This window comes from Stenotrophomonas sp. SKA14 (genome assembly GCF_000158575.1).
Taxonomy (GTDB): domain Bacteria; phylum Pseudomonadota; class Gammaproteobacteria; order Xanthomonadales; family Xanthomonadaceae; genus Stenotrophomonas; species Stenotrophomonas forensis.
This window is the reverse complement of record NZ_DS999412.1, coordinates 4,385,095-4,410,015: the sequence shown is the minus strand read 5'-3', so window position 1 is coordinate 4,410,015 and position 24,921 is coordinate 4,385,095. Positions and strand designations below refer to the sequence as shown.

The 24,921-nt window shown below is 64.4% G+C and carries 43 protein-coding genes; 35 read left to right on the top strand and 8 right to left on the bottom strand.

Features of this window, described 5'->3' with window-relative positions:
- Window positions 1-4 precede the first annotated feature (4 nt).
- From SSKA14_RS20170 to SSKA14_RS24030, 7 genes are all read right to left on the bottom strand, one after another.
- A complete protein-coding gene (locus SSKA14_RS20170) occupies window positions 5-247 on the bottom strand; it encodes a hypothetical protein (protein WP_008267830.1) in 243 nt (80 codons plus the stop codon).
- A 109-nt stretch (window positions 248-356) separates the two neighbouring features.
- The gene (locus SSKA14_RS20165) at window positions 357-575 is read right to left on the bottom strand and encodes a hypothetical protein (RefSeq protein ID WP_008265104.1); all 219 of its coding nucleotides are present in this window, start codon (window positions 573-575) and stop codon (window positions 357-359) included.
- Window positions 572-868, bottom strand: a complete 297-nt coding sequence (locus tag SSKA14_RS20160; protein ID WP_232281418.1) for a hypothetical protein — start codon at window positions 866-868, stop codon at window positions 572-574. The genes SSKA14_RS20165 and SSKA14_RS20160 overlap by 4 nt, the downstream gene beginning before the upstream one ends.
- A complete protein-coding gene (locus SSKA14_RS20155; protein WP_008266697.1) occupies window positions 865-1,080 on the bottom strand; it encodes a hypothetical protein in 216 nt (71 codons plus the stop codon). Before SSKA14_RS20155 ends, SSKA14_RS20160 begins: the two co-directional genes overlap by 4 nt.
- Window positions 1,077-1,265 (bottom strand): hypothetical protein, encoded by a 189-nt coding sequence (locus tag SSKA14_RS20150; RefSeq protein ID WP_157635991.1) that lies wholly within the window; start codon window positions 1,263-1,265, stop codon window positions 1,077-1,079. Before SSKA14_RS20150 ends, SSKA14_RS20155 begins: the two co-directional genes overlap by 4 nt.
- A gap of 176 nt (window positions 1,266-1,441) precedes the next feature.
- Complete coding sequence (locus SSKA14_RS20145; RefSeq protein WP_040008737.1) at window positions 1,442-1,675, bottom strand: hypothetical protein; 234 nt, start codon at window positions 1,673-1,675, stop codon at window positions 1,442-1,444.
- 76 nt (window positions 1,676-1,751) lie between these two features.
- Window positions 1,752-2,270, bottom strand: coding sequence for a hypothetical protein (locus SSKA14_RS24030; protein WP_050413395.1), 519 nt, complete (start codon window positions 2,268-2,270; stop codon window positions 1,752-1,754).
- A gap of 65 nt (window positions 2,271-2,335) precedes the next feature.
- Here SSKA14_RS24030 and SSKA14_RS24025 point away from each other — a divergent pair, with 65 nt between their 5' ends.
- Window positions 2,336-2,833 carry a hypothetical protein gene (locus SSKA14_RS24025; protein ID WP_198283615.1) on the top strand — a complete coding sequence of 166 codons (498 nt, stop codon included), beginning with the start codon at window positions 2,336-2,338 and terminating at the stop codon, window positions 2,831-2,833.
- Window positions 2,834-2,837: 4 nt separating this feature from the next.
- On the opposite strand, the gene SSKA14_RS20130 is transcribed toward SSKA14_RS24025, so the two are convergent.
- Window positions 2,838-3,047 (bottom strand): hypothetical protein, encoded by a 210-nt coding sequence (locus SSKA14_RS20130; protein ID WP_040008734.1) that lies wholly within the window; start codon window positions 3,045-3,047, stop codon window positions 2,838-2,840.
- An 11-nt stretch (window positions 3,048-3,058) separates the two neighbouring features.
- Here SSKA14_RS20130 and SSKA14_RS23885 point away from each other — a divergent pair, with 11 nt between their 5' ends.
- From SSKA14_RS23885 to SSKA14_RS19960, 34 genes are all read left to right on the top strand, one after another.
- Window positions 3,059-3,223 (top strand): hypothetical protein, encoded by a 165-nt coding sequence (locus SSKA14_RS23885; RefSeq protein ID WP_008267849.1) that lies wholly within the window; start codon window positions 3,059-3,061, stop codon window positions 3,221-3,223.
- A gap of 58 nt (window positions 3,224-3,281) precedes the next feature.
- Window positions 3,282-3,467 carry a hypothetical protein gene (locus SSKA14_RS20125; protein WP_008268731.1) on the top strand — a complete coding sequence of 62 codons (186 nt, stop codon included), beginning with the start codon at window positions 3,282-3,284 and terminating at the stop codon, window positions 3,465-3,467.
- 226 nt (window positions 3,468-3,693) lie between these two features.
- Entirely contained in the window at window positions 3,694-4,008 is a 315-nt protein-coding gene (locus SSKA14_RS20120; RefSeq protein ID WP_008266064.1) for a hypothetical protein, read from the top strand.
- Window position 4,009: 1 nt separating this feature from the next.
- On the top strand, window positions 4,010-4,900 hold the full coding sequence (locus SSKA14_RS20115; protein ID WP_040008731.1) for a helix-turn-helix domain-containing protein: 891 nt from the start codon (window positions 4,010-4,012) through the stop codon (window positions 4,898-4,900).
- A gap of 25 nt (window positions 4,901-4,925) precedes the next feature.
- On the top strand, window positions 4,926-5,552 hold the full coding sequence (locus SSKA14_RS20110; protein ID WP_232281444.1) for a hypothetical protein: 627 nt from the start codon (window positions 4,926-4,928) through the stop codon (window positions 5,550-5,552).
- Window positions 5,549-5,746 carry a hypothetical protein gene (locus SSKA14_RS20105; protein WP_040008728.1) on the top strand — a complete coding sequence of 66 codons (198 nt, stop codon included), beginning with the start codon at window positions 5,549-5,551 and terminating at the stop codon, window positions 5,744-5,746. The genes SSKA14_RS20110 and SSKA14_RS20105 overlap by 4 nt, the downstream gene beginning before the upstream one ends.
- Complete coding sequence (locus tag SSKA14_RS20100; protein WP_008266755.1) at window positions 5,746-6,108, top strand: Ref family recombination enhancement nuclease; 363 nt, start codon at window positions 5,746-5,748, stop codon at window positions 6,106-6,108. The genes SSKA14_RS20105 and SSKA14_RS20100 overlap by 1 nt, the downstream gene beginning before the upstream one ends.
- Complete coding sequence (locus tag SSKA14_RS20095; RefSeq protein WP_157635989.1) at window positions 6,105-6,623, top strand: hypothetical protein; 519 nt, start codon at window positions 6,105-6,107, stop codon at window positions 6,621-6,623. The genes SSKA14_RS20100 and SSKA14_RS20095 overlap by 4 nt, the downstream gene beginning before the upstream one ends.
- Complete coding sequence (locus tag SSKA14_RS20090) at window positions 6,620-6,997, top strand: hypothetical protein (protein ID WP_008266477.1); 378 nt, start codon at window positions 6,620-6,622, stop codon at window positions 6,995-6,997. Before SSKA14_RS20095 ends, SSKA14_RS20090 begins: the two co-directional genes overlap by 4 nt.
- Before the next feature lie 319 nt (window positions 6,998-7,316).
- Window positions 7,317-8,021: a hypothetical protein gene (locus SSKA14_RS20080; protein WP_008267535.1), complete on the top strand. Its 705-nt coding sequence runs from the start codon at window positions 7,317-7,319 to the stop codon at window positions 8,019-8,021.
- A 190-nt stretch (window positions 8,022-8,211) separates the two neighbouring features.
- Window positions 8,212-8,409, top strand: coding sequence for a hypothetical protein (locus SSKA14_RS20075; RefSeq protein WP_008265460.1), 198 nt, complete (start codon window positions 8,212-8,214; stop codon window positions 8,407-8,409).
- Window positions 8,406-8,870, top strand: a complete 465-nt coding sequence (locus SSKA14_RS20070) for a lysozyme (protein ID WP_008266053.1) — start codon at window positions 8,406-8,408, stop codon at window positions 8,868-8,870. Before SSKA14_RS20075 ends, SSKA14_RS20070 begins: the two co-directional genes overlap by 4 nt.
- A 204-nt stretch (window positions 8,871-9,074) precedes the next feature.
- Window positions 9,075-9,311, top strand: a complete 237-nt coding sequence (locus tag SSKA14_RS24355) for a hypothetical protein (RefSeq protein WP_008267155.1) — start codon at window positions 9,075-9,077, stop codon at window positions 9,309-9,311.
- Window positions 9,312-9,384: 73 nt separating this feature from the next.
- On the top strand, window positions 9,385-9,684 hold the full coding sequence (locus tag SSKA14_RS20060; protein ID WP_008267189.1) for a hypothetical protein: 300 nt from the start codon (window positions 9,385-9,387) through the stop codon (window positions 9,682-9,684).
- Window positions 9,685-9,846: 162 nt separating this feature from the next.
- Window positions 9,847-10,137 (top strand): hypothetical protein, encoded by a 291-nt coding sequence (locus SSKA14_RS20055; protein WP_008267706.1) that lies wholly within the window; start codon window positions 9,847-9,849, stop codon window positions 10,135-10,137.
- Window positions 10,137-10,535: an HNH endonuclease signature motif containing protein gene (locus SSKA14_RS23605; RefSeq protein WP_040008711.1), complete on the top strand. Its 399-nt coding sequence runs from the start codon at window positions 10,137-10,139 to the stop codon at window positions 10,533-10,535. The genes SSKA14_RS20055 and SSKA14_RS23605 overlap by 1 nt, the downstream gene beginning before the upstream one ends.
- A gap of 82 nt (window positions 10,536-10,617) precedes the next feature.
- Complete coding sequence (locus tag SSKA14_RS20045; RefSeq protein WP_008267407.1) at window positions 10,618-10,998, top strand: hypothetical protein; 381 nt, start codon at window positions 10,618-10,620, stop codon at window positions 10,996-10,998.
- A gap of 3 nt (window positions 10,999-11,001) precedes the next feature.
- The gene (locus SSKA14_RS20040; protein ID WP_008267593.1) at window positions 11,002-12,672 is read left to right on the top strand and encodes a terminase TerL endonuclease subunit; all 1,671 of its coding nucleotides are present in this window, start codon (window positions 11,002-11,004) and stop codon (window positions 12,670-12,672) included.
- A complete protein-coding gene (locus tag SSKA14_RS20035) occupies window positions 12,672-13,994 on the top strand; it encodes a phage portal protein (protein WP_050413394.1) in 1,323 nt (440 codons plus the stop codon). Before SSKA14_RS20040 ends, SSKA14_RS20035 begins: the two co-directional genes overlap by 1 nt.
- On the top strand, window positions 13,981-14,718 hold the full coding sequence (locus SSKA14_RS20030) for a head maturation protease, ClpP-related (protein ID WP_008266667.1): 738 nt from the start codon (window positions 13,981-13,983) through the stop codon (window positions 14,716-14,718). The genes SSKA14_RS20035 and SSKA14_RS20030 overlap by 14 nt, the downstream gene beginning before the upstream one ends.
- Window positions 14,719-14,786: 68 nt before the next feature.
- Window positions 14,787-16,031, top strand: coding sequence for a phage major capsid protein (locus SSKA14_RS20025; protein ID WP_008268073.1), 1,245 nt, complete (start codon window positions 14,787-14,789; stop codon window positions 16,029-16,031).
- Window positions 16,032-16,088: 57 nt separating this feature from the next.
- Window positions 16,089-16,502 carry a hypothetical protein gene (locus tag SSKA14_RS20020; protein WP_008264510.1) on the top strand — a complete coding sequence of 138 codons (414 nt, stop codon included), beginning with the start codon at window positions 16,089-16,091 and terminating at the stop codon, window positions 16,500-16,502.
- 3 nt (window positions 16,503-16,505) lie between these two features.
- Entirely contained in the window at window positions 16,506-16,928 is a 423-nt protein-coding gene (locus SSKA14_RS20015; protein ID WP_008265558.1) for a head-tail connector protein, read from the top strand.
- The gene (locus tag SSKA14_RS20010; RefSeq protein WP_040008706.1) at window positions 16,925-17,257 is read left to right on the top strand and encodes a phage head closure protein; all 333 of its coding nucleotides are present in this window, start codon (window positions 16,925-16,927) and stop codon (window positions 17,255-17,257) included. The genes SSKA14_RS20015 and SSKA14_RS20010 overlap by 4 nt, the downstream gene beginning before the upstream one ends.
- Window positions 17,250-17,651, top strand: a complete 402-nt coding sequence (locus SSKA14_RS20005) for an HK97-gp10 family putative phage morphogenesis protein (protein WP_040008703.1) — start codon at window positions 17,250-17,252, stop codon at window positions 17,649-17,651. The genes SSKA14_RS20010 and SSKA14_RS20005 overlap by 8 nt, the downstream gene beginning before the upstream one ends.
- Window positions 17,648-17,983 (top strand): DUF3168 domain-containing protein, encoded by a 336-nt coding sequence (locus tag SSKA14_RS20000; protein ID WP_008265050.1) that lies wholly within the window; start codon window positions 17,648-17,650, stop codon window positions 17,981-17,983. Before SSKA14_RS20005 ends, SSKA14_RS20000 begins: the two co-directional genes overlap by 4 nt.
- Window positions 17,984-18,050: 67 nt before the next feature.
- On the top strand, window positions 18,051-18,503 hold the full coding sequence (locus tag SSKA14_RS19995) for a hypothetical protein (protein ID WP_008267715.1): 453 nt from the start codon (window positions 18,051-18,053) through the stop codon (window positions 18,501-18,503).
- A gap of 3 nt (window positions 18,504-18,506) precedes the next feature.
- A complete protein-coding gene (locus SSKA14_RS19990; protein WP_008265105.1) occupies window positions 18,507-18,854 on the top strand; it encodes a hypothetical protein in 348 nt (115 codons plus the stop codon).
- Between the two features lie 68 nt (window positions 18,855-18,922).
- Window positions 18,923-19,177 (top strand): hypothetical protein, encoded by a 255-nt coding sequence (locus tag SSKA14_RS19985; RefSeq protein ID WP_232281417.1) that lies wholly within the window; start codon window positions 18,923-18,925, stop codon window positions 19,175-19,177.
- Window positions 19,178-19,205: 28 nt separating this feature from the next.
- A complete protein-coding gene (locus tag SSKA14_RS23090) occupies window positions 19,206-19,688 on the top strand; it encodes a hypothetical protein (RefSeq protein WP_050413393.1) in 483 nt (160 codons plus the stop codon).
- A gap of 66 nt (window positions 19,689-19,754) precedes the next feature.
- Complete coding sequence (locus tag SSKA14_RS19975; RefSeq protein ID WP_008265661.1) at window positions 19,755-23,417, top strand: phage tail tape measure protein; 3,663 nt, start codon at window positions 19,755-19,757, stop codon at window positions 23,415-23,417.
- A gap of 63 nt (window positions 23,418-23,480) precedes the next feature.
- Window positions 23,481-23,837 carry a hypothetical protein gene (locus SSKA14_RS19970; RefSeq protein WP_040006550.1) on the top strand — a complete coding sequence of 119 codons (357 nt, stop codon included), beginning with the start codon at window positions 23,481-23,483 and terminating at the stop codon, window positions 23,835-23,837.
- Window positions 23,834-24,295: a DUF1833 family protein gene (locus tag SSKA14_RS19965; protein ID WP_040006548.1), complete on the top strand. Its 462-nt coding sequence runs from the start codon at window positions 23,834-23,836 to the stop codon at window positions 24,293-24,295. Before SSKA14_RS19970 ends, SSKA14_RS19965 begins: the two co-directional genes overlap by 4 nt.
- Window positions 24,295-24,690: a hypothetical protein gene (locus tag SSKA14_RS19960; RefSeq protein ID WP_040008701.1), complete on the top strand. Its 396-nt coding sequence runs from the start codon at window positions 24,295-24,297 to the stop codon at window positions 24,688-24,690. Before SSKA14_RS19965 ends, SSKA14_RS19960 begins: the two co-directional genes overlap by 1 nt.
- Window positions 24,691-24,921: the final 231 nt, after the last annotated feature.

Sequence of the window (24,921 nt, the reverse complement as noted above, 5' to 3'; positions counted from 1 at the left end):
TTGCTCAGTGGGTGTCGTCTGCGGCCAGTGGTGCGCGCTGGCGCTCGGCGCTGCGCCGCTGCATCTCGGCCTTGAAGGCTGGCCAAGTGGTCTGGAGGTCTTCCCAGCAGCGCCATGCGAAGAACACGGCGCCGATGGCGCAGGCGAGGGCAACGGGTTCGAGCTGGTTGCGCAGCGCCCAAGAGAGCGTGGCGAGCAGCAGGCCAACCACGACGGCGCAGAAGAAGGGCAGGGCCAGGTGGCGCATTACTCGGTCTCCTGTTCGGTGGTGGGCACGGCCGGCGCGGGCGCGGGGCCGGCGGGCGGGGTGATGGGCGGGATGCCGACGGCCATGGCGGCGAAGAAGTCGGGGTCGGTCACCAGGCACCGCCTTCGAGCTTGCGCACTTCCTCGACAAGGAAGATCCAACCGTCGCCGTCCGGCGGGGTGCGGTACGGCCCTGAGTCCATGCAGACCAGCAGCGAATTGCGACCAAAGGTGTCGGCGACAACTCCGGTCTGCCCTACGGCAAGGTTCGGCTGGTCGTACTCGGATGCCGTGACCTGCACTCGATCACCGCACTTGAAGCGGTTCATGCAACACCATCCTGAGCGCTTGCGCCCTCGGTGGAGGCAATGAACGCCCGCAGCTTCTTCTGGCTCGCTGGCGGGAGTGCGATGTAGGTGCGACCGGCAATGACGTGGTGCTGGCCGGCGGTCTCCATGAAAGTCGGCGCGGAGTCGGTGGACACGTACACGGCCATGGCCGTTGCGCCTTTCGTCCGGCGCCAGCCCGACACGCTCCAGCCGGCCGGATCCTTCATCACTCGCAAGCGCATGCCACAGCCAGGCACTTCGATGACGGGGAGGCTCGGGGCGGCGGCGCTCATGCAGCACCTGCCTGCGCACGCGCTGCGCGACGAGCGGCGGCGACAGCACCTGCAGCGCTCTTGCCCTGCCGCAGTACGGCATTGGCGGCGAAGCTGGCGGATGCGACGACCTGGTGGGGGAGGAGGCCCCAGCGGCGCCCGGCGCGGGCAACGATGCCGGCGGCGGCGGCCGCGCGCTGGGCGTTGGAGTGGTGGGCGAGGGCGACGCTCATGCGGCGGCCGCCGTACTGCTGCGCAGCTCCAGCGCTGCCTGCTGAATATCCAGGGCGAGGCGATCCGCCTCCTCCTGCTCAACGTACAGGCTGGCGGCGCCGACCTTGATTGCGACCATGCCCACTGCGGGCATGGCGACTACGGAGGGTGGCGCCTTGCTGACGCCGACAGACATGGTGGCCATGGGTGATCTCCTGCGCCCGGCCCCGGGATGGGGCTGTATGGGTGGCTGTGGAGAACATTACCGAAACGGTTATTGATCGTCAATACCAAAACGGTAATTGGTATCGAATGAGCCAGCCGGTGAGGCTTCACCGCCACAAAAAAGGCCCCGTAGAGGGGCCTTAGTTCAAGGGGAGACTATTCGTACCTGGGGCGGAGTAGGCCCGCATCCTCGAATGAAACGCCGTCGCGCATGCACTCCATTCCTCGTTCCATGTCGCGGTGCAGGGCAATGAGCTGGTTGTCCTCCAGTTCTTCAATGCCGGTTAGCCCGAAGCACGCCTGATCGATCAGCATTTGCATCGCAGGTCCCCAATGCCGCCGATAGTGGCGAATCATGCGGTAATGCGAGTCCTTGGTGAGGCTGTTCATGCCTCGCGGTGCCTTTTCGGGCACAAGGCGGAGACGTGGTGCGGGCACTGCCGGCGCTCTGTCCCCATCCATCGCCCTAGCCAGCCGCTGCGCCAGTTCCTGCAGCTGGTCCTCTCGTAACGCCATCCTTACCCCCCTTTCGCTCCAACCGCTCGACAAATGCGCGCATGAAATCCAACACGTTGTTGTCATCGAGCGTCCGCGCCTCTGCCGCAATCGTCTCGTAAGCGATGGCGAGGGCGTTGGCGTCGATGGTCGGTACAGGGCCGCCACCGCGGATCTCTGACACCAACTGCAGCAGCCGTATTGCGGAGCGAAGAGTAGGAACGTCGAGTCCCATAGATTGAGATTCGCCGGAAGCACGGTCGAGAGCCCCGGTCGGGAGGCCCATCGCTGCCTCTAGATCGCGCGCCAGGCGATGGCCGATTCCTTTCGGATTCGTCTCTGAGATCCACTGACTGACCTGCGGCTGCTGCCAGCGAGTTCCGCCGAACTGGCGTGCCCAGTCGGCCGGGCCGCCAGCGGCGGCCACGCGTTGGCGCATGTTGATGGTTCTGAGGGTGCTGGCGTCCATGGTCGCAATGGTCCTATCCATTACCATTTCAGGAAATGACCGAAACGGTATTGCGCTCGTATAACCGAAACGGTAATGTGCAGGGTATGAACCTCACCGACTACGCCATATCGAAGGGGGGCACCGCCAAGATCGGGTGCCCGGTGTTGGGCAGCACGGCGTCTAACGCCAGATGCAGCGCCGCCACTCTCTACATGATCGCCAGGGGCCACAAAACGGTAAGCGCCAGACTGGCCGTTCGGATCGCGGACGCGACCGACAATGCCGTTGCAGCTGCTGACCTTCGCCCGGACCTGTTCCGGGCCGCCACTCCAGCAGCCATGAGCGGCGAGTCTGAGCCCATGGTCGATGCGAAGTGGACGAAGCGCGCGCTGCGTAGCTATCTGCACATGGCAAACGACGGGCAGCTGGCCAAGGTTCTGCAGTTGCCTGCCGAGCAGGTAGCTGGCTGGTCCGAAGAGGGCGCGCTGCCGGCGCTGCCCCAGGTGATGAAGCTGCTGGGACACATCGAGCAGCGGGAGCCGGTCAAACCGGCGAACGAAGACCCCGATGCAGAGCGAATCGCCCCAATTGAGGTGGCTTGATGGGCTACAGCCGAACCAAGCGCTCCCCAGTCGCGACCACCTCAAATCCGTCTGCGACGGCATTGACGGCGCTGCCGTCTCCGAGCGTGTGCCTTGCCATCCCCTCGATCCAGCTTGGCCCGTCGAGGTCCGAGGTGTCGATGCGTGTGAAGTGCTTGATGACCCACACCCTGCGGCCGTCCGCGCCGCGAGTTTCGATTTGTTCCGTCTCCATGGAGAACCCCAATGCCTGACCAGACCCCCGAGCAGGTGCGGGAGCACCACCTGTCGCGCATCCGCGAATACGCGGTGCAGCACGACCTCGCTGGCGAGGATATCGCACTGATCTTCAACGCGGGGTTGGCCGCAGCCAGAAGTCTCCGGCCGGACCTGATCAAGAAACGTGGCTGACGTGCCGCGCGCTGTAGCAGTTCGTTCCACCACTCCCTCCTGAACTTCTCATACGGATATGTACGCAGATCCTTCGAACCTTCGTGACAACCCGATCAAGGTCCGGTTCAACGACACGGAAAAGGCCTTGATCGATGCGGCAGCGAACTTCAACGGGCGTCAGCCTGCGGTGTTCGTTCGTGACCTGGTGCTGGCCGGCCTTGCCGCGTTGGAACAGCGTAGCCCCGACCGTGATGTGGCCTGAAGGACCCAACGAGTCCCTGGGGAGGGTCCATGGAAATTCAGCTGTCGCGCGACCAGCGAAAGCAGCTTGATCAATACGCGGCCTCGCGGGGAATCACTCCCGAGGAGGCCGCGACAGAGCTGGCACGCGGCGAACTTGGGCGCCGCTACCGGCTCCCGCGAAGCAACGGCGAAGTGGTCCCTTTTCAGGGACTGAAACGGCCCGAAGACCCTACGAGGTAGTACAGATGAGCAGCCTACGCGCGCGCTCCACCGATCCGCACACCAGCCACGCCGCTGCTACCGACCTTGTCGCCAGCGGTGCGTTGCGCGTCCAGCATGCCAAGACGGAAGCCGCGGTGATCCGTCATCCGGGGCACAGCAGCCTGCACCTGTCGGCGCTGACCGGCCTTGACCGCCACATGTTGGGCCGTCGTCTGCCGGAGCTGGCCCGCGAGGGTCGCATCTGGCGCGGCCCGTCAGCGCCTTGTGCCACTACTGGCAAGCCGGCCTGCACCTGGTGGCCGGTGGCCCCGGGTCAGAACATGTCGCTGGGGCTCTGATATGTCGACCATCATCATGTCGCAGTGCTGGCCGCTGCAGGGCCTGAGCGTCACGCAGAAGGCCGTGCTGATCTCGCTGGCGGACCAGGCCAATGACGAGGGCGTGTGCTGGCCGGCCATCGCTACGATCGGCAAGCGCTGCTGCATGTCTGCGCGCGCTGTGCGCACGGCCATGGATCATCTGGAGGTGGTTGGCCTGCTGACTCGCGAGCGTAGGTTCAACAGCAGCAACGTCTATGCGGTCACGCCGGACAAGTTCAACGCCGATGCCGCCGCGGCGAAGGGCAAGCGGAAAACGGCGAAGGGTGGGGATGCACGGGGCGCAGGTGATGCGCCCCGTGCAGGGGGTGCGCCCGATGCACCCCCGGGTGCGCCCCATGCAGTGGGGGATGCACCGGGCGCAGGTCTGGAGGTGCGCCCCGTGCCGCCTAACCGTCATATAACCCCCATTGAACCGTCAGATGAACCGCCAGTTCCGGCGCTGGTCGCGCCGCCGACGGAGGAGGAACTGGAGGCGCAGATGCAGGAAGCCTGCAAGGCGACGTGGACCGCCTACCGGACGGCCTACCGCCTGCGCCACGGCGTGGACCCGGTCCGCAACGCCAAGGTCAACACCAACGTACGAGGCCTGGTGAAGCGGCTTGGCCGGGAGGAAGCACCCCAGGTTGCCCGCTGGTTCCTGAGCGTCAACGAGCAGTACGCCGCGAAGCGGATGCACGACTTGGGCGTGCTGCTGGCCGGTGCAGAGGCATACCGCACCCAGTGGGCAACTGGCCGCCAGATGACTCAGGCCAGCGCCCACCAGCAGGACCAAACCCAGAGCAACGCCAACGCTGCATACGAGGCCAAGGCGAAGCTGCGCAAACTTAGGGGGGCGACCAATGCTCACTGACGCAGAGCAGGATCAGCTGGTGGACATGCTGACCGCTACCGCCGAGGTCATGGGCGAGCAGATCACCTCAAACGCGGCGACGTACATGGTGCTGGATCTGGTGGCGTATCCGCTGCGGGTGCTGGCCGCTGCGCTTACTGCCTGCCGCCGTGAGGTGAAGGGTCGACTGAGCCTGGCAGCGATCTTGGAGCGGATTGACGATGGCCACCCGGCCCCCAACGAAGCTTGGGCATTGGCAATCCGGGCGGCTGACGAGGCGGTTACGCTGGTTTGGACCGAGCAGACCCGGGATGCTTGGGCAGCCGCGCTGCCGCTGGTTCGGGCGGGCGACAAGATCGCAGCTCGGCAGGCGTTCCTGGAGGTGTATGCGCGGTTGGTGAAGGAGACGCGCGCTGCACACCGGGTGGCGACCTACCAGCTGTCCCTCGGCGTTGACGTGTCAGGCCGGGATGGTGTGCTGCAGCAGGCCGTGGCTGCCGGGCGGCTGACGCATGAGCAGGTCGCGGAACACCTCGCGTTGCCGCCGGCCACCCCGGCATTCAATCCGGTGGCGCTGCTGGCCGGCACGGTAGAGGCATCGCCGACCGCCGACGCTCGGACCCGCGCGCACCTGGCCGCGATCGCGGACCTACTGGGGGGCAAAGCGGCATGAGGAGCCCCGATCACTTCGACGTTGAGGTGCGCCCGGTGAGTGAGCCGGTGGCCGTGGCCGGCTGGTATCTGGCCTATGGCTATGGGGTGAAGCCGCTGGTGATGTACGCATCCCGCGGCATGACAGTGTGGCGCGATGGCATGCGGCAGATCCCGATCACCCGGTATGCCGGCCCGATTCCGGAGTTGCGCTGATGTGGTCGAAGGCACCGCCGCCGGCGAAGGAAGAGGCCGCCCGTATCGAGCTGGCCAAGACGGGCCCTTGCATGGCCTGCCTGGCGCTGCTGGAGCAGCAGCTGCTGGAGGCGGAGCTGGTGGTCTACGGCTGCGACTACAACCACGCCAAGAGCGGGAATCTGCGGCGCGGTCACATGTTCGGCTACGCCCTCTGCAAGTGGCACCACATGCGGCATCCAATGGAGGGGAACACCTTCGCGACGATGCGCCAGATCTACGGCCCGAGCCTGATGGATGGCTCGCGGACCTTCCACGAGACGTATGGCTCCGATGACGAGCTGATTGCCAATCAGACCTACGTGAACGAATTGAGGGCATGACCATGATGGAAAGGAGTAAGACCAATGCAGGCCGAGTGCGCGCGCTGTTCGAGCGCCAGCCATCCGCGGCGCTGATGGCCCGCGAGATCTACCAGGGCGTGGGGGCAACGACGCCCACCGACCGTGATCGAATCCGCTGCGCGCTGCGAGACCTGACCGAGGCCAGCTACCTGGTCAAGGATGGCATTGGCCAACGGGCGGTGTTCCGCCTGTCGGGTATCGGCATGCCCCGGGCGTTCGTTGTGACGGACGAGCAGCGCGAGCACTGCCGTCTCGACAAGGCACACAAGCAAGCGCTGCGCCGGGCCGCGAGGCGAGGCGGGGCGGCAGGCCTGCGCACGGCGGACAAGATGACCATCAACAGGGCGCAGGTGGAGCGGCTGTCCGGCCTGGCCCCGGCGAAAGCATGGGGCAAGGAAAAGGACGGCCAGCGGCCGGCCGAGACAGTGGAGCAGTTCGAGGCTCGCGGCGGGCAGGTGCAGCGCCTGACGGCCAGCTGGGAGCAGCGAGCATGAGCAAGCGGAAGATCATCGCAGCGGCCAAACGCCGTGGCCTGTCGGTCGTCAACGCAGCTTGGGAATGGACGGTGGGTGGTGGCGAGCGCTATCCCCAATGGGTTGTCGACTTCGGACCGGAGATCGATGAGCTATACGGCGAAAGCGAGGAACAGTTCTTCGAGGACACCGACACAGCCCTGCAGTGGCTGGAGGACCTGATCTCGCTTCCGCCGAGGCCCGAGTGGCTTCCTATCGCCGAGGCGCCGCAGGACGGCACGCGGCTGATGCTGTGGGACTCGGTGAGCAAGCGGCCGGTGTTCGGCAGCTGGCGGGGTGACAACCATGCAATCACGCACTATGCCGCAGAGCCCGCTGGGCCGGGGGCGTCCTGATGGGAGCCGCCGGGGAGCGGGAACTGGTCGATCAGCGCTCCGCACTCATCCCTGCCGACGACGTGAAGGTCGTTGCGGCGTCCGCATCTGGGGCACATGAAGTGCAACCCGAAGCCGTCGACGTTGGGCTCGACCTGGTCGAATCCGGCGAGCGCGATATGGCAGCGGATGCACTGGAGCATGAGGCCGGTGTACGCCCGAATGGTGACGGTGAGGCTACAGCCGACCATCTCCCTGTAGAGGGCCTCAAAAGGGCCTCAGCAATCAACGAACCGGCGCGATCACGCGCTGCACGAGCAAACCACCAAGGGGAAGGCACATGGAAATGATCAACGCACGCGAACTGCTGTCCAGCCGGACCGGGCCACGGACCATGAGCTTTGAAGGGGGCGTCGGCGGCCCCTCTACCCAGGAGATCGTTGCTGCGTTGGCGGATGTCCCACATGGTCTCGGGCATGAGCTTCTGCAGGCGCTGTGGTGGCCCGAGAGCGGTCAGCGCCGTCGCGAACAGCTGCGCCAGGCAGTTGTCGGCCTGGTGGCGCCGGAGTTCACCCGTCAGATGCATGCCCTTGCCGATGCCCGGACGGAGTTCGGGATTGCCAAGGCCAGTATGGGCTGGGGCGGCGGCACCGTAACTGATGTGCAGCGCCGCGAGCTACGCCGCGCGGAGCAGGCGCTGGAAGACGCGCGGGCAGCGGCCTGGCCGAACAACACGATGGAGCAGCTGGGCGTGCTGGCCGGCGCGGTAATCGCAGAGATGGCCGGCGCATGCGAGTGCTCTCGATGCGGTGGGAAGAAGGTCTTGCGTAATCCTGTGCTTGCCGGAGCCGTGGAGTGCGAAGACTGCGGCGGCACTGGCTTCGAGCCGCTGAGTGGTCGTAAGCGTGCTGGCGCCATCGGCGCGGACTGGTCCGCCTACAGCCGGTTCTGGCGCGTGGTCTACGAATGGATGCTGGCCAACTTCCGTTCGGCTGAAGCGCGCGCTGTAAGGCAGTTCAACAAGGCGCTGTCCAAGGTCGCTTAGCGATGACTTCCTAGGTCATCGAAAAAGCGGGCAATCTTGCCACCATCCAATCGCAAGCCCCGGCCAAGCCGGGGCTTTTTCTTTGCCCGCGATCCCAAACCGGATCAACCCAAGAGACAAACCGGCAACGGGGCGGGCACCAATCAACCGGGAGGGGCATATGCCGAACCGGACGAGCCACGGGGCCACCATGAAGGACGAAATCATTGGCACTGCTGCTGGTGCTGTAGCGAAGGCTGCACCCCCGGTAACGGTTGCCAGCGCGGTTGCCGCAGGCGCGGACCTAGATCGCGTAGTGGTGGTGCTGACGATCATCTATCTGGTGGGCCAGATCAGTTACCTGGCCTGGCGATGGGTGCGGGAATGGCGACAGAGGGCACGCGCATGAAGGGCAAAATCATCGGGAGCAGCGCGGCCGCCATCATCGCGCTGGCTGCGGCAGCACTGGTCAAGCCGTGGGAAGGCTACTCGCCCACCCCCTACGTCGACATGGTTGGGGTTGCCACCTACTGCTATGGCGATACCGGCCGCCCGGAGAAGGCGGTCTACACCGAGCAGGAATGCGCCGAGAAGTTGAACAGCCGGCTGGGTCAGTACCTGACCGGGATTCAATCCTGCATCCGCGTCCCGCTGGAGCCCCACCAAGCTGCCGCGTTACTGAGCTGGACCTACAACGTCGGCGTGGGCGCAGCCTGTCGCTCGACGCTGGTGGCTCGTATCAATGCAGGCCAGCCCGCCGCGAGCTGGTGCGCTGAACTGGACCGCTGGGTCTACGCCGGCGGCAAGCGCGTGCAGGGCCTGGTGAACCGCCGCGCTGCTGAGCGCGCCATGTGCGAGGGCGGATCGTGAACCGCGTCGCCAGCGCCGTCGCTGCCTTTGCCCTGTGGTCCGCTGTCATGTTTGGTGCTGGCTGGGCTTGGCGTAGTGACCGGGCGGAGAGTACAGAGGCCGACCAGCGCGCCGCCGGCGCCGCGGCAGTCGCGGACCAGGTGAACCGGACCCGCGCCGTCGAACACCGCCAGGCCGACAACCTGGCCACCATTGGAGCGAAACATGAAGAAGACCGCACTGCGGCCGCGACCGTCCCTGCTGCTGTTGTGGCTGACCTGCGCTCTGGGCGTCTCCAGCTGCGCGACGACCTCGCCACCTGCAGCACCAGCCTCCTGTCCCAAGCCGTCGCCGGCGCCGTCGAACGTGATGCGCACGCCGAACTACGAGCAGAGGTTGCGGGAGCTGCTGTTCAAATCGGTCGCGACGCCGACGACCACGTCCGCGGCACCCAAGCAGTGATAGCGGCTGACCGTGAAGCGGTGAGGCCGTGAATCGTCGGTTGCTGGCGCTTGGCCGGCTGAAGACTGGCGAGATGAACAAGACCGAGGCGGCCTATGCCGAGCGCCTGCGCGCGCTGGAGGCATCGGGACAAATCCTCTGGCACAAGTTCGAGGGCCTGAAGCTGAGGCTTGCCGACAACACGTTCTACACCCCGGATTTTGCTGTAGTGGCTGCTGATGGCGTAATCGAGTGCCATGAGGTGAAGGGCCACTGGCAGGATGATGCGCGGGCCAAGATCAAGATCGCAGCGGCCCTGTACCCGTTCCGCTTCATTGCGGTGAAGGTCAAGCGCAAGCGCGACGGCGGCGGCTGGGCAGTGGAGGAGTTCTGATGCACGCGACAGTGACTGCGTCGGTCCGCATGCGCTGGTGGCTGCGTTGCTATCTGGCTGCCGTGGTGTGGACTGCCCGGGCGACGGGTTTGGAGCCGAACTGGGAGCGGGTCGAGCGGTGGATACGCCGCGGCCTGGTACTGCAAACGACGAGGGTTGGTGATGGACGCTGCACGGATTGAAGAGGTGGCGGCTGCATTGTCTGCTGAGCAGGTGGCGCGCGCTGGTGCCGACGCCGCCCTGGCGGCGCTTATCGAAGACAGCACCGACAGTCGAATCGACCGACTGGTCGGGATCATTGAGCAGCAGGGCAAGCAGATCGCCGAGCTGGCCATGCATGTGGGGCTGCTGGTGCAGGCCGTGGCCCAGCTGCTGGGCGAGGAAGCCGGCGCGCCGGTGCAGGAAGAGGGTGCCGAGCCTGCGCGCCTTGACCTGGACGGGAAGCCCTACTGATGCCCACGAGGCCACCGCAGCACCGCGCAGCCGGCTGGCGCCCCTACAAGGAGACCAGTGCTCAGGTGCGCAAGAGACAGGGGCGCCGCGCGCTGCCTACCAACTCGTCGCTGTGGCGCCGGATCCGGGCGGTGGTGCTGGCCCGTGAGCCGCTTTGCAGGTGCTGTGCTGAGCAGGGAAGGGTGCGCGCGGCCACTGAGGTCGACCATGTTGACGGTGACGACGCCAACCACGCCGACAGCAACCTGCAGCCGCTGTGCCGGCCATGCCACAGCGCCAAGACAGCGCGGGAGAACGGTGGGTTCGGCAGGGTAGCGAGCGCCCCTCGTGAACCTGAATGGATCGAGAGTTATCCACAGAAAGCTGAGCGAAAAGGGAGGGGGGAGGGTCAAAGTTGAGGGCCATCCTCGACCGATACGCGCGCCCCCCTTTCGTCGCGCGTCCACAGAATTTGAATTTCGGATTTGGAGCTGACCGGCGATGGCCAGGCACAAGCAGCCCGCCGAGCTGGCCAAGCTCAAGGGGGCGGACAAGCGCAACCCGCAGCGCTACAAAACAGAGGTGCCGAAGACGGGGAAGGCCTTGGGCACGGTGCCCGGCCATCTACCGGACGAGGTTGCCGTGGTCTGGAAGGAGCTGGAGAAGTGCGCCCTGCCGGGTGTCCTGACCAGCGCCGACCGTTTCATCATGGAAGTGGCGTCCTCGCTGCTATCCGAGTTCCGTGCCAACCGAGGCGAGTTCGTCGCGGCCAAGTACTCCCACCTGATCGGCTGCCTGGCGCGTCTGGGGCTGACCCCGGCCGACCGCCAGAAGCTGGGGACCGAGAAGACCCCGGAGGGCAACCCATTCGACGAGTTCTGATCCATGACGCCCACCGAATCAGCCAAGGCCTACGCCAAGGGCGTGACGGCTGGGAAGATCATCGCAGGCGAGTACATCCGGTTGGCGTGCCAGCGGTTCCTCGATGACCTGAAGCGCAAGGGGGCCGACTGGCCCTACAAGTACGACGCCGACAAAGCCGATCGTGCGGTACGTTTCATGGAGAAGATGCCGCACACCAAGGGCAAGTGGGCTTCGCAGAAGAAGCTGCTGGTGCTGGAACCCTGGCAGCGGTTCATCGAGTGCAACCTGTTCGGCTGGGTCCACAAGAAGACCGGGCATAGGCGGTTCCGCCGGTCCTACGAGGAGATCGCCCGTAAGAACGGCAAGTCGCTCCGGCTGGCCGCGCGCGGCCTGTACCTGTTCTGTGCCGACGGTGAGGCTGGTGCCGAGGTGTACTCAGGCGCCACCAGCGAGAAACAGGCATACGAGGTGTTCCGCCCGGCCTGGCAGATGGTGCAGAAGCTGCCGGCGCTGCGCTCGCGGTTCGGCATCGAGCAGGCCGGCAACCCGAAGAACCCCGGTCCGCTCTTCGTCATGGAGGACATGTCGAAGTTCGAGACGATGATTGGCAAGCCGGGCGATGGCTCCAGCCCGCACGCGGCGCTTGTGGACGAGTACCACGAGCACGACGACGACCACATGGTCGATGCGATGGAAACCGGCATGGGCGCGCGTGAGCAGCCCCTTTTGTCGATCATCACCACGGCGGGAACCAACCTGTCCGGCCCGTGCTTCGAGATGCGGAGCGATGCGGTCCGCATTCTGCGCGGGGAAGTGACTGACGAGACGGTGTTCGCCGCGATCTACTGCATTGACGAGGGCGACCGCTGGGACGATCCGGAGGTGCTGCGAAAGGCCAACCCGAATTTCGGGGTGTCCGTGTTCGAGCAGTTCCTGGTCGACATGCTTGCCAAGGCAAAGCGCTCTGCCAGCAAGCAAAGTGCATACCGCACCAAGCACCTGAACGACTGGGTGGGCGCCAAGCTGGCATGGATGAACATGCTGGCCTGGCAGCGGCAGAAACGTCGGTTTGAGATCTCGGACTTTGCTGGATGCCCCTGCTGGGTCGGCGTCGATCTGGCGTCGAAGCTGGACGTGGCCGCGGTCGTGCTCCTGTTCGAGAAGGGCGACAGCTTCTACGCCATCCCGCGCTTCTATGTTCCCGAATCAGCGGTGGAGGAAAACGAGAAGTACCAGCAGTTCCTGCTGGATGACCTGATCGTGGCCACGCCGGGAAACATGACCGACTACGCCTTCATCGAAGAGGAATTGAAGGAGCTTGCGGCGCAAGGCATCGATGTGCGGGACATTGCCTTCGATCCGGCCCAGGCGGCGTATCTGATGACCCGTCTGGAGCAGGAGAGCTTGCCGGTTGTCGAGATGGCGCAGTCCGTGCGCAACCTATCTGAGCCGATGAAGGAAGTAGAGGCGCTGATCCTGTCGCGCCGCCTGTGGCACGACGGCAACGCGGCGATGACCTGGATGATGGGCAATGTCGTGGCGAGGGTGGATGCCAAGGAACACGTCTATCCACGCAAGGAAAAGATGGAAAACAAGATCGACGGCGCGGTGGCGCTAATCATGGCCATGGGCCGCGCCATGCAGGCGCGGGACACCGGCATAACCCAACAAGGCTTCGTGGTGATCGACTGATGAGCGCACAGATTGCGAAAGACCGTCTCACCATTGCGGTTGGAATCGATCGCGGGATCAGAGCGAACGCGGCGAGCATGAACGCCCTGGTCGGTGGGGAGGTGATCGAATCGTCAAGCCTCCGCATGTTCGAGGTGTTTGGAAATCCGACGACGGCCTCCGGTGCTGTCGTCAGCCCCGAATCGGCAATGCGGGTCTCGGCGGTGTTCGCTGCCGTTTCACTACTTGCCGGTGCGATATCTCAGCTTCCGCTGCCCGTCTTCGAACGGGTGGACGGGCACCGCACGCGGGCTGAGCACGATTACTGGTGGCTGCTGAACGAACAGTTTTCCTCCGGTTGGTCGAGCGCCACCGGCTGGGAGTTCACGGTCGGCCAGATGCTGCTGCGCGGTGATGGTGTGGTGTACGTGACGCGCAACCGCGCGGGCGTGGCGACCGGGCTGATTCCATGGCCCCGCGACAGGGTGATGATCCTCAAGCAGGAGAAGACCAGCCCACGGGAACCGACGCGCCTGCAGTACACGTTCCACGACGCGGACGGGTACTTCACCGTTGACCAGGACGATGTGCTCCATTTCCCCGGCTTCGGTTTCAACGGCGTGCACGGCATGTCAGTGATCCAGTGGGGCGCGCGGAACGGCATCGGCATCGCCATCCAAGGCGACGAGCACGCCGGCAAGTTCTTCAGCGAGGGCGGCAAGCCAGAAGTGGCCATCCGAACGCCCAACAAGATGACCAAGGAACAGCAGGACGATTTCCGCGACGCCTGGGTCAAGAAGTACGGCGGGGTGCAGGGCAACCGTCGCATTCCGCTGGTTTTGACCGAGGGGCTGGAGGTTCACGAGCTGACCATGTCGGCGGTTGACCAGCAGCTGCTGGAATCGCGGCAGTGGCAGGTCATCGACGTGGCTCGTGCCTTCGGTGTTCCGCCCCACATGATTGGCGAGACGAGCAAGGCAACCAGCTGGGGTAGCGGCATCGAAAGCATGGGCATCGGCTTCGTGAAGTACACGCTGGGTCCCCATTTGAAGCGGATCAAGGATGAGCTGAACCGCAAGCTGTTCCGCACCCCTCGCTACTTCGTTGAGCACAACGTGGACATGTTCATGGCCGGCGACTCGAAGACGCAGGCGGAGTACTTCAGCAAGGCGTTGGGTGGCCCCGGTACGCAAGGCTGGATGGTCGTCAACGAGGTCCGCCGCCTCAAGAACCTGCCTCCCATCGAGGGCGGCGACAAGCTCTACCAACCGAAAGACCCCGCGCCACCGGCCAAGCCGGGTGGCGACGACCCTGAAAGGAACCCTGAAGATGCCGATTCCTAAGCTGCTGCAGCTGGCCAAGAACAACGCCGGGCAATCCAAATCCATCCGGGCGGAGACCGAGGGCAAGGAGGCGACCATCTACCTGCACGGCGTCATCGGCGGGTGGTGGGGCGATATTGACGAGACGATGTTTGCTCAGGCCATGGCCGGCATCGACGCGGACGTGATCCATCTGCGCATCGACTCGCCCGGCGGCGACGTGTTTGCGGCCCGATCGATGATGACCGCCATTGCCCAACACAAGGCAACGGTCATCGCCCATATCGATGGCTTGGCCGCCTCGGCTATGACGGGGGTTTGCATGGCATGCGACAAGGTCGAGATCAGCCAAGGCGCCGGTTTCATGATCCACAACGCGTGGACGATCACAGTCGGGAACAAGGCAGACATGATCAAGACCGGCGAGCTGTTGGCCAAGATCGATGCCGGCCTGGCGGGTGACTACACCCGCCGCACCGGCAAGGATCAGTCGCAGATCGTCCAGTGGATGGATGAAGAGACCTGGTTCACGGCTGACGAGGCCAAGGAACACGGCTTCGCAGACGAGGTGGTGGAGATCGTGGGCAAGAAGAAGGCGGCGAACACCTGGGACCTGTCCGCCTACGACAACGCCCCTGCCGCGCTGGCCAGCCGTAAGCCCGAACCCGACGACGGCGCCGCCGCCGCGGCCCATAAAGCCAACCTGTCGCGCCGCTTGGCGCTGCTGGAACGCCCTGCTGCGTAAGCGACTCCCGCCCGCAGTTCATCCCGACCGCCGAAAGGCGGTTTTTTTTCGACACAAGGAAATCACCAATGCCCTTCAACATTCAGGCCGAGCGGGAGCGCCGCACCGCGCTGGCAAAGGAAACCCGCAACCTGCTGGACACCAGCACCGGTGACGGCAACAAGTGGACGCCGGATAACCAGGCCAAGTACGACGACAACATCTCCGAGATCGAGCGCATCGACGCGGCGATCGAACGTCACCAGAAGGTCATGGACCTGACCGCCGACGAGGCACTGCGCGAGCAGGGCGTGCGTGAACACGACACCGCCAACCGCGGCGGCCGCAACCTCTCGAACGAGGAGCGCCTGTTCGACCGCTGGGCGCGCGGCGGCGACAGCGCCCTGAGCGCCGAAGACTGGAAGCAGGTCAATGCGGCCATGTCGGGTAACCCGAACGTGAATCCGGAGCAAGGTGGCTACACGGTTCCGACCACGCTGGCCCAGCAGATCCTGGACGCCCTCAAGGCGTTCGGCGGCATGCGCCAGGTGGCCGATGTGTTCAGCACAGCCGGCGGCGAGCCGATGCAGTACCCGACCAGCGATGGCACCTCCGAAGAGGGCGAGCTGGTTGCCGAGAATCAGTCCGCGACCGACCAGGACGTGGCCTTTGGCACCAAGGGCCTGCAAGTCTACAAGTACAGCTCCAAGGTGGTGACCGTGCCGTGGGAGCTGCTGCAGGACAGCACCACCGATGTCTCCGGCTTCATCGAGAAACGCCTGCAGACCCGTCTCGGTCGCGTTACCAATCGCAACTACACCGTCGGCACCGGTGTGGGTCAGCCGATGGGCGCCTTCACCGCCGCGGCTGTCGGTAAGATCGGCGCCGTCTCGGCGCTGCCGATCATCACCTACGACGACCTGGTGGACCTGGAGCACAGCGTCGATCCAGCGTACCGCCAGCTGGCCAAGTGGATGTTCCACGACGACATGCTGAAGTTGATCCGCAAGGTCAAGGACGATCAGGGCCGGCCGATCTTCGTGCCGGGCTACGAGCAGGGCAATCCGGGCGGTGCGCCGGATCGTCTGTTGAACCGCGATATCCAGATCAACCAGCACGCGCCGGCCCCGGCCGCAGGTGCTACGTCGATCGCGTTCGGCGACTTCAGCTACTACAAGATCCGCGACGTGATGGCGGTGACCCTGTTCCGCTTCAACGACTCGGCCTACGTCAAGAAGGGGCAGGTGGGCTTCATGGCCTGGATGCGCTCCGGCGGCAACCTGGTTGACGTGGGTGGCGCGGTGAAGACCTTCAAGCACGGCGCCGCGGCTTAATCGCCTCGGCCCACGAACGGAGGGACGCCCGATCGCGGGCGTCCCTTGGAGACGATCATGGCAAAGCAGAAGAACACTCCAGCGCCGGTGGAGCCGACTGGGGATGCCGCGCTTGTTACCCCGGAAGCGCCCGCTGCGGCGGTTGACGCTGCTACCGGTGAGGATGAGCAGCCGAACACCCAAAGCGCCGACGCTGCCGCGCTGGCCGCTGCCGGCGAGGGGGGTACGGAGGAAAGCGGCTCCAGCCAGGCAACCGACACCGTAGATGCGGACAGCGACCGGCCGCCATCGGATGATGAGCTGGCTCCGCCAAACGGCGAAACCGTTCCGGCGCTGGTGCTCAGCGACAACCACCTGGGCAAGGTCGGGCAGGTGATCCAGGTCAATGCCGCCCATGCGGAGGCGTTGCGCCTTGGCGGGCTGATCGACCCCCACCCCAACGCCATCAAGGCGGCCGTGCCGGAGGAATGACCCATGCTGCGCACGTTGACCCCGGCGACTGAGGAGCCTGTGTCGCTGAGCGAAGCGAAGGCGCATCTGGTCGTGATACACGATGCCGACGATGTGCTGATCGGAGCATTCATCACGGCGGCAAGGGAGTCGGTGGAACGCACTACCGGCTACGCCTTGGCGGAGGCATCCTACGAGTGGACGCCGGTCGGGGAGGGGCGCACGCCGCTCCCCATTGAGCCGGCAGTCTTGGATAGCGAGGTCGGCGCCTACCCGGTGAAGTTCAAGACCACACCCGGCCCGTTGCCGGGACCGCTGCGCGCGGCGGTGCTGCTGCTCCTGGGGGATCTGTACGCCAACCGCGAGGCTGTGGTGGCCGGCACGCAGCTGGCTGAGAACCCGACGCTGGACAGGCTGATGTTCCCCTACCGGCGGGTGCTGCCGTGAGGCGGGCCGGGAAGTACCGTCAAAGAGTGACCATTCGGCACCGCACCCTGATCGAGGACGAGTACAACGACCAGATAGAGGTGTGGGCGGACTGGCGAACCGATGTGCCGGCCGAAGTCGTTCCCTTGTCAGGGAAGGAGTTCATCGAAGCCGGCGCGAGCCAAGACCAGCTGAGCGCACGCATCGAGATCCCGTATCTGCCTGGCGTGGACGCGACCATGCGAATTCTGCATGACGGAAACCTGTACGCCGTGCAAGCCGTGCTGCCTGATCCAACAGCGCGACAGCACCTGACCTTAATGGTGGCCACGCGGAGGGGAAATGACTGATTTCGACATTCATATCTCCGGCCTGGCTGAGCTCGAGCGGGCGTTGCTAGAGCTATCGGACAGGGCCGCTCGCCGCGCATTGCGGAAAGGGATGCGCCGCGGTGCCATCGTGGTCCGAAACGACGCCAGAAACAGGGTCAGAATCGCGCGCGGGAAACTGCGCCGATCGATCCGGGTTCGGGAGCGGAGCGAAGAGCAGGGCTGGATGCGTTTCGCCGTGGAGGTGCCGCGCTCGGCCTTCTACGGCAAGTTTGGCGAGTACGGCACATCGAGGATGGCCGCCTGGCCGTTCATGCGGCCTGCAGCTGAGTCGAAGACCGAGGAGGCGGTAAGCACCATGCGTGATGCGCTCGGTGAGGCAGTGCAGGAAGAGATGCGGAGGGCACGCCAATGAACCTCGATACCCGGCTGGCGGCAGCTGGCAAGTCGGTGACCGCATCGTTCAGACCGTTCCCGTACAAGGATCCGCCTGCGCTCTACGCGACGTATCAGCGAGCGACAGGGCGCCGGCATAGCACTCTGAACTCCGGTGCAGGCGCTGAGCGTGCAACCTTCCAGATCGATGTGTGGGGCAAGGCTAAGGGGCCGGTTCGAGAGCTGGCTGATCAGCTCAAGGACGCGTTCCCGGGGCTGCTCAAGGTCGGGGAGATCACCGACAACCCTGACGACTACGAAAACGATATCGAGCTCCACCGCGCCAGCTTCGACGTAACCGTCTGGGCCTGACAGCCGCCCAACCCTGCAACCACCATGCCGCCTCCGGGCGGCTTTTCTTTACCCCAAGGAGCCAACCATGGCCAAGAACGAAGCGATCTCCGCGCAGGACTCTGCGCTCTACGTGAAGAAGGGCACGGAGCCCACGACCCCGAACGATCCGACCGGCTATACCGAGGTCGATGGCCTGACGGGCTTCCCGTTCGGCCGTGGCCAGGCCAACACGCTGGACGCCACCAATCTGAAATCCAAGCAGGTCGAGAACATTGCCGGCCTGGCTGGCGGCCAGACCGTGCAGGTTGCCGGCCACCGCTGGCCGGTGGGCAAGTCGGCTGGCCAGGAGATCCTGCGCGATGCCGACCAGGACGAGGACCTGCACTTCCTGATGGTGCTGCCGACTGGCGACGCCGCCACGTTCGTCGGCAAGGTGGCCGGCTTCAATGTCACCCCGGGCACCAATGCGGTCCTGACCTTCACTGCGGACCTGCTGCCGCGCGACTTCACCATCGTCACCCTTCCGACCGGACCGTAAGCCATGACCCTGCTGAACAAGAGCCAGATCCTCGCCGCCTCCGACCGCAAGACCGAAGACCTGGAGGTCAAGGAATGGGGCGGCATCGTCCGCATCTCCACCATGTCGGCCAGCGACCGCGACAAATGGGAGCAGGACACCTACGGCGGTGAGAAGACGAAGACCGAGGACTTCCGCGCCCGCTTCGTGGCGTTGTGCCTGGTGGATGAGAAGGGCGACCGCCTGTTCACCGACAAGGACGTGGCCCAGCTGGGAGCCAAGTCGGCCGCGGCACTGGATCGCGTGTTCCGCGCCGCGCAGAAGCTCAACGCGCTGGGCGATGCTGCGATCGAGGAAGCTGAAAAAAACTGACGAGCCGGCCTGAGCGCCGGCTCCAGTTTCGGATCGCGTGGCGCCTCGGCTTCCCGCATCCAGACCAGATGCTGGCGGGGCTGGATTCCCGCCAGCTGACGGAGATGTACGCCTTCGCGCGCGTTGAGCCGCTGGACCAGCCCCTCCAGGACATGCTGGCCCAGCTGACCGACGTGCTGGCAAGGGTCCATGGCAACGAGACCAGCCCGAAGGACTTCCTCTTGGTGCGAGAGCCACCGCAGCCAGTGGACGAAAGCGCTGCCCGTGCGCAACAGATTGCCGAGCTATTCCAGGCGGCGTCGGCCAAGAACTCCATTCACTGAGCTACCATTCGCCCAGCCACATGGAGGAATGGACATGCGACATCGGGTGATTCTTGTCTCGTTGATGCTACTCGCTGGGGGCTGCTCCCCAAGCGCTGAGGAAGTTGAAAAGCAGAAGACGGAGGCAATCAGATCCAAAGTTGACGCTGGCGTTCGTCAGGCTCTAAAGGATCCTGACTCCGCCAAGATCGTTGTTCGTCAGGTCTTTCCGCTCTTTGACGGGATAGTTGCGTGTGGAGTGGTGAACGCAAAGAACAGCTTCGGCGGTTACACGGGCGACATGGCGTTCAACATTGGTGTCAACGCCGATGGAAGAGCAACAACGCCAAATATTGCGAATGACGAGATGAGTAGCGCGGTATCTGCAGCCATGTGCGACTTCGAGAAGGAATATGCCTCGCTTCCAGGCCATTATGGGAAGCCGGCAACTTCGGAGCAGAGCAAGCAGCTCGTTTCAGCTTATGAAAGGAAGGTTCGGGAAGTGATTGAGAAGATTTCTTCAGAGAAGTAGCGCACGATCGACTTAATCCGTTGATAACCCGCCGAGAGGCGGGTTTTTTATTGCTTGGAGAGAAAAATGACTTCGACGGCCGCTACCATTGACGTGCAGCTGCGTGCGAACACTGCCGCCTACCGCGCCGAGATGGTGAACTCTGCGCGCACCACTACGCAGCAGCTTGGCCTGATCCGTAAGGAGGCCTCCCAGACAGCGGTTTCTATTGCGAACCTCAACAAGGCAGCAGTCGGTTTCGTAGGCTTCGAAGCGGTCAAAAGTGGGGTGTCGGCACTGCTGGACGCACAGAAGTCGATCCAGCAGATCCATTACGGCCTCATGGGTGCAACGGGATCCGCCCAAGCGGCAGACAAGGCCTATGGATTCGTCGCACAGACGGCGAAGGACCTTGGCCTGAACTTGGAGGAGGCCGGCAAGAGTTTTACCAGCATGTCGGCGGCTGCGACCGCCAATGGCATTGCTATGAAGGATCAGCAGGAGCTGTTCCGGCAGCTGTCGCGGTCGGCGACGGTGATGCACTTGACCAGTGAGCAGATGGGGCGCGCGACGACCGCGCTCGGGCAGTCTTTCAGCAAGGGCAAGTTCCAAGCCGAAGAACTGCGGCAGCAGCTTGGCGAGGCCATCCCAGGCATCGTGCCTCGCTTCATTCAGGCTGTTGCCAAGATGAACGAGGGCACGGCTCTTGCCGGAAAGTCCTTCGACAAGCTTCTGCAGGACGGCGACCTGAGCGTCCAGAAGTACCTGCCGGCGATGATCAAGGCGCTGGAAGCCTCTGGTACTGGAGCGGAGGAGGCCGCAAAAGGGCTGAGCGCAGAGCTGAATCGCCTTTCCACGGCATGGTTCAATTTGAAGGTCAAGGCTAGCGGCGGGGTGTTCAGCGATGCTGCCATCTCGTCCGTTCGCTTCATGGCCGAGAATCTGGAGAACGTCGCCGGCGCCGCGACGGTGGCCGCGGGTGTCATTGCTGGCCGTCTCGTCGGCGTCGGCGCCGGCAAGGCATATAGCGCGGTCGCCGCGCCGATCAATGAGCGAATGGCTGCGTCAAGCCAGGCGTCTGACTTGGCAAACGTCGCGCGGGAGCGCGTCAAGGAGGCTGCCGCAACAGTCAACCAGGCTAGGGAGTCTGTACGCCTTACCACGACCTGGAAAGCCCAAGCTGCAGCCGCCCAGGATACTGCTCGTGGTCAGTTGGCTGTGGCCGCGGCTGCACACGAAGCCGCACAACGGACGCTAGAACACCAGCAGGGCGCGGCAACGCTGTCGGCCAACTTGCGGGCGCAGAAGGAGGCTCAAGCCGCAGTAGTTGTCGCCCAACGCAATCTTGAGCGGGCCCAGCGCGAGTACAACGCAGCATCTCTGTCCGGAACGCGGGCAGATGCCGCAGCTACCGCGGCGAAGGGGCGGCTGATCCTGGCCCAAGAGGCTGCTGCCGTAGCAACCAACAACCTCACCGCGGCGCGCGGGAGGGAGGCCGCGGCGGCGTCGGCATCCTCCCTCGGTGGCATGCTGGCTGGCGGACTGCGCAGTGCCGGTAGCGGCCTGTTGGCGCTGGCTGGTGGCCCGTGGGGTGCTGCAGCGATCGCCATTGGAGCGCTCGGCATCGCATATGTGGATGCCCAGAAGAAGGCCGAGGCGGCAAGGGCTGAGTTCGATGCCCAAGTTAAGTCGATGGACACGCTTCGTGTCGCCATCCAGGACACGTCAGCCGAGTATGGGCGGATGGATGGTTCCAAGTCGATTCGCTCCGCTGCTGAGGACTGGAACCAGTACGGCGTGGCTGTGCGCAAGGCCGATGCCGAGATCGAGAAGGTCAAGAAGGAGATTGCAGACTACCGCCGGGATATAGAGGCGGCGAAAGACCAGTTGGAGATGGGGGGCGGCGGGTTGGGGGTTGGCTTCTACACCACCAAGCTGGAGGATGCCCAGGCTCGACTGCAGCAGCTGTCCAAGGAGACGGAATCGACTCGCGTTGCCTTCCAGACACTGGAGGGACAGTTGAAGAAGTCGATGGATCCCGACCTGTTCGAAAAAATGCGCCAGGCCGCGTTGAACGCAGACGACGTGAAGTTTGACAGCCTTCGAGCAAAGCTCGACAGGACGAGTCAGGCTGCGCTCGACGTATATCTCGCCATTCAAAAGATCAACAGTTCCGGTCAGGACGACGTGTGGAACCGGCGGCTTGAGAGGCTGAAGCGTGAGCAGGGGGACCTGGCGGCGTGGGACGCTGAGAGGCTCAAGTCCTACGCCTCGGCAAAGAACATCAGCCTGGAAGGCATCTCGCCTGCTTCGCTGGCGGATCCCAACGGAATGGCTGCGCAGATGGCTCTCTCTGCGCTAACCAAGGAACAACAGCGGGACTACCGCGCTCAGCGCGCTGAGGTTGCCGAGAACATCGCGGCCGAGAAGGCATGGAAGGAGTCGAAGAAAGACACCGCTAAGGCCACCCGTGAGTCGTTGAGCGAGTCCAAGGCTCAGGAGAACCAGTACACCTCGATGATGGACCGGATCAAGCGGCAGATCGCTCTCGATAAGGAGCAGATGGGCCTGACCGACGACATGACGGCGGCGCAGAAGCTGCAGGTTCTCATCACGAACGAGATGGCATCTGCCAAGAGCAAGCTGAGCGCGGAGGAGCAGAAGCGGGTCAAGGCACTGTTGGAGGAGGCGGTCGCTCAGGGCAAGGCTCTGGCGGCGCAAGAGTCGGCGAAGAAGGCCGCACAGGACATGCTGCGGCTCCAGAAGGAGCTGAATGAGGCTGCCGTTACCCAGCAGCAGGCCAATGCGATCGACCTGGCCGGCATCGGCACTGGCAGCGAGCAGATGGAGCGCATGCGTCGCCAGCTGCAGCTCAAGGAAGAGTACGACCGCCGGCTGTCTGCGCTGAATGACCGCAATGCGAGTGCCAACAATGGTGCGGGATACAGTGCGGAGCAGTATGCGCAGCAGTTGGCCGAGCTTGGCAAGTACCACCAGGAGGCGTTGCAGGGGGAAGCGCAGTACCAGGCACATCGACAGCGCTACATTGGCGATTGGTCGCAAGGGGCATACCGTGCGTTTGAGGACTACGCCGCGCAGGCAGCCAATAGCGCAGAGCTGAGCAACCAGGCATTCACCAACGCATTTCAGGGAATGGAAGACGCGCTGGTGAACTTTGCGATGACCGGCAAGCTCAGTTTCAGCCAGCTGGCCAACTCGATCATCGCCGACCTCGCCCGGATCGCGGCCAAGCAGGCGACCTCGGCTCTGTTCAACGCAGCGTTCAACGCTTTCGCCGGCCCAGTCGGTGCTGTACAGCCCGAGAAGATTGTTATTCCCGGGTTCGACGGCGGTGGGTTCACCGGCCACGGGGGGCGCCTGGAACCGGCCGGTATCGTCCACAAGGGCGAGGGTGTGCTCAGCCAGGAAGACATGCGCGCGCTGGGTGGACCGTCGGCGTTCCACGCCCTGCGCGCGGCACTGAGGCGTGGTTACGACGCAGGTGGCATCGGCGGGCAGGTTCCTGCCCGTGTTGCGCTGAGCGGTCGGCAGGGTGGCCATGGCGGGCCAGTGGTTGAGATCCACAACTACAGTGGCAGCAAGGTTCAACAGCGCGAGGAATCGCAGACGCTGCCGGATGGATCGGAGATCAGGAAGTTGATCGTCCAGATTGGCAACGAGGAGCTTGATGGCGGTTCGTGGGGCCGGATAGGCCAGGCTCGCTACGGGTGGCAGGACGCGATGGGCTGAGTGGGGCGGCGCGGTTTCCCCGCGCCGGCCTCTATGAGATTGACTGTTCGAAGCGAGGAGCCGATGGAAACCTTCCCCAGTTACGCCGAAATCCGCTTTGCGGACTATGGCGAGGAATTCGACCCGGCGGTCGAGCGTACGGAAATGGAACGGGGCGTGCCTCGGCAGCGCTTGCTGAACACCCACGTCCTGCAGACCATCGAGGCATCGGTGCAGTTCAGGTCGGCGCAGGCGGTGGCTGACTTCGAAGCCTGGTACTTCGATAGCCTCAAGCGAATCGGCTGGTTCAACATTGAGCACCCCCGCACGGGCCAGATCATTCGTGCCCGCTTCCAAGGGGGCAAGATAGGCAAGCTGCAGCCGCTCAACACGCTGTTTCGATTCGCCAAGCGCGACCTGGTGCTGGAGTACCTGCGATGAGTACGTTCACTGAGCGCCGGCAGCGCACCGACGACACCACCGGCATCCTGCTTCTGCTGGAACTGAGCGCCCCGTCGTTTGTGGAGGTGCTGCGCATAGTCAACGACACGGCCGATTGGGTTAGCCAGGGCAAGTCTTACATGGGTTTCCCGTTCGGCTTCAAGCTGCCTGACGACGTGGGAGGGCAGGCGCCACGGGCGCAACTGGTGCTGGACAATGTGGGCCGTTCGATCACCGAGGATCTGGAGCGGTTGCAACCGGGGGAGTTGGTCACGGCGCGCCTGATGATTACCGACCGCGCCGATGCCAATGTGATCGAGTCGAGCTACGACCTGCCGATGACGCAGGTCGTGGTGAACACCCGCTCGGCATCGGCCCAGCTCGGGGTGGACTTCCTGACGCGCCAGCAAGCCGTGACGTTGCGGGCCAATCCCTTCACCCTGCCGGGGATCTTCTGATGCGCCTGGCCGAGATAGAGAAGTACGTGGGCGTCCCCTACGACGAAGACGGCTTCGACTGCGCCGACCTGGTGGTGCTCGTGCAGCTGCAGCTGTTCGGTAGGGCGATCACCCTACCGGGGCGTCGCCCGCGCGGCCTGCAGGGCGCAGCTGAGCTGGGGGCATTGTCGCGGCCCTATGCCCATCGCCGAGACGGACCGCCCGAAGACGGCGACCTTGTCCTGATGATCGATCAGGGACACCGAAACCCCGGCCACGCCGGGGTTTTCTTTTTCCTGGCCCATGAAGGCTGGGTTCTTCACAGCAACGAGCGCAACGGCTGCAGCGTGCTGCACCGCGTGCGCGATCTGCCCGACTTCGGGCTGCGAATCGAGGGTTACTACGCATGGGCCTGATGCACACGCCTACCGATGCCGGCCGTCTGATCATCACCCCGCATCCGGTGATGCTGGATGGCCAGCGCAACCTGCAGGCCGACCTGCGCCCGGGCGAGAGCCTCTATGCCTTCCTTGCGCGCCATGTGGAAGGTCTTGACGGGCAGGCGTGGCAGGTGACCATTGGCGGCCGGCCGGTTGAGCGGCACCTGTGGAGCAACGTGTACCCAAAGCACGGCCAGGTGATCGAGA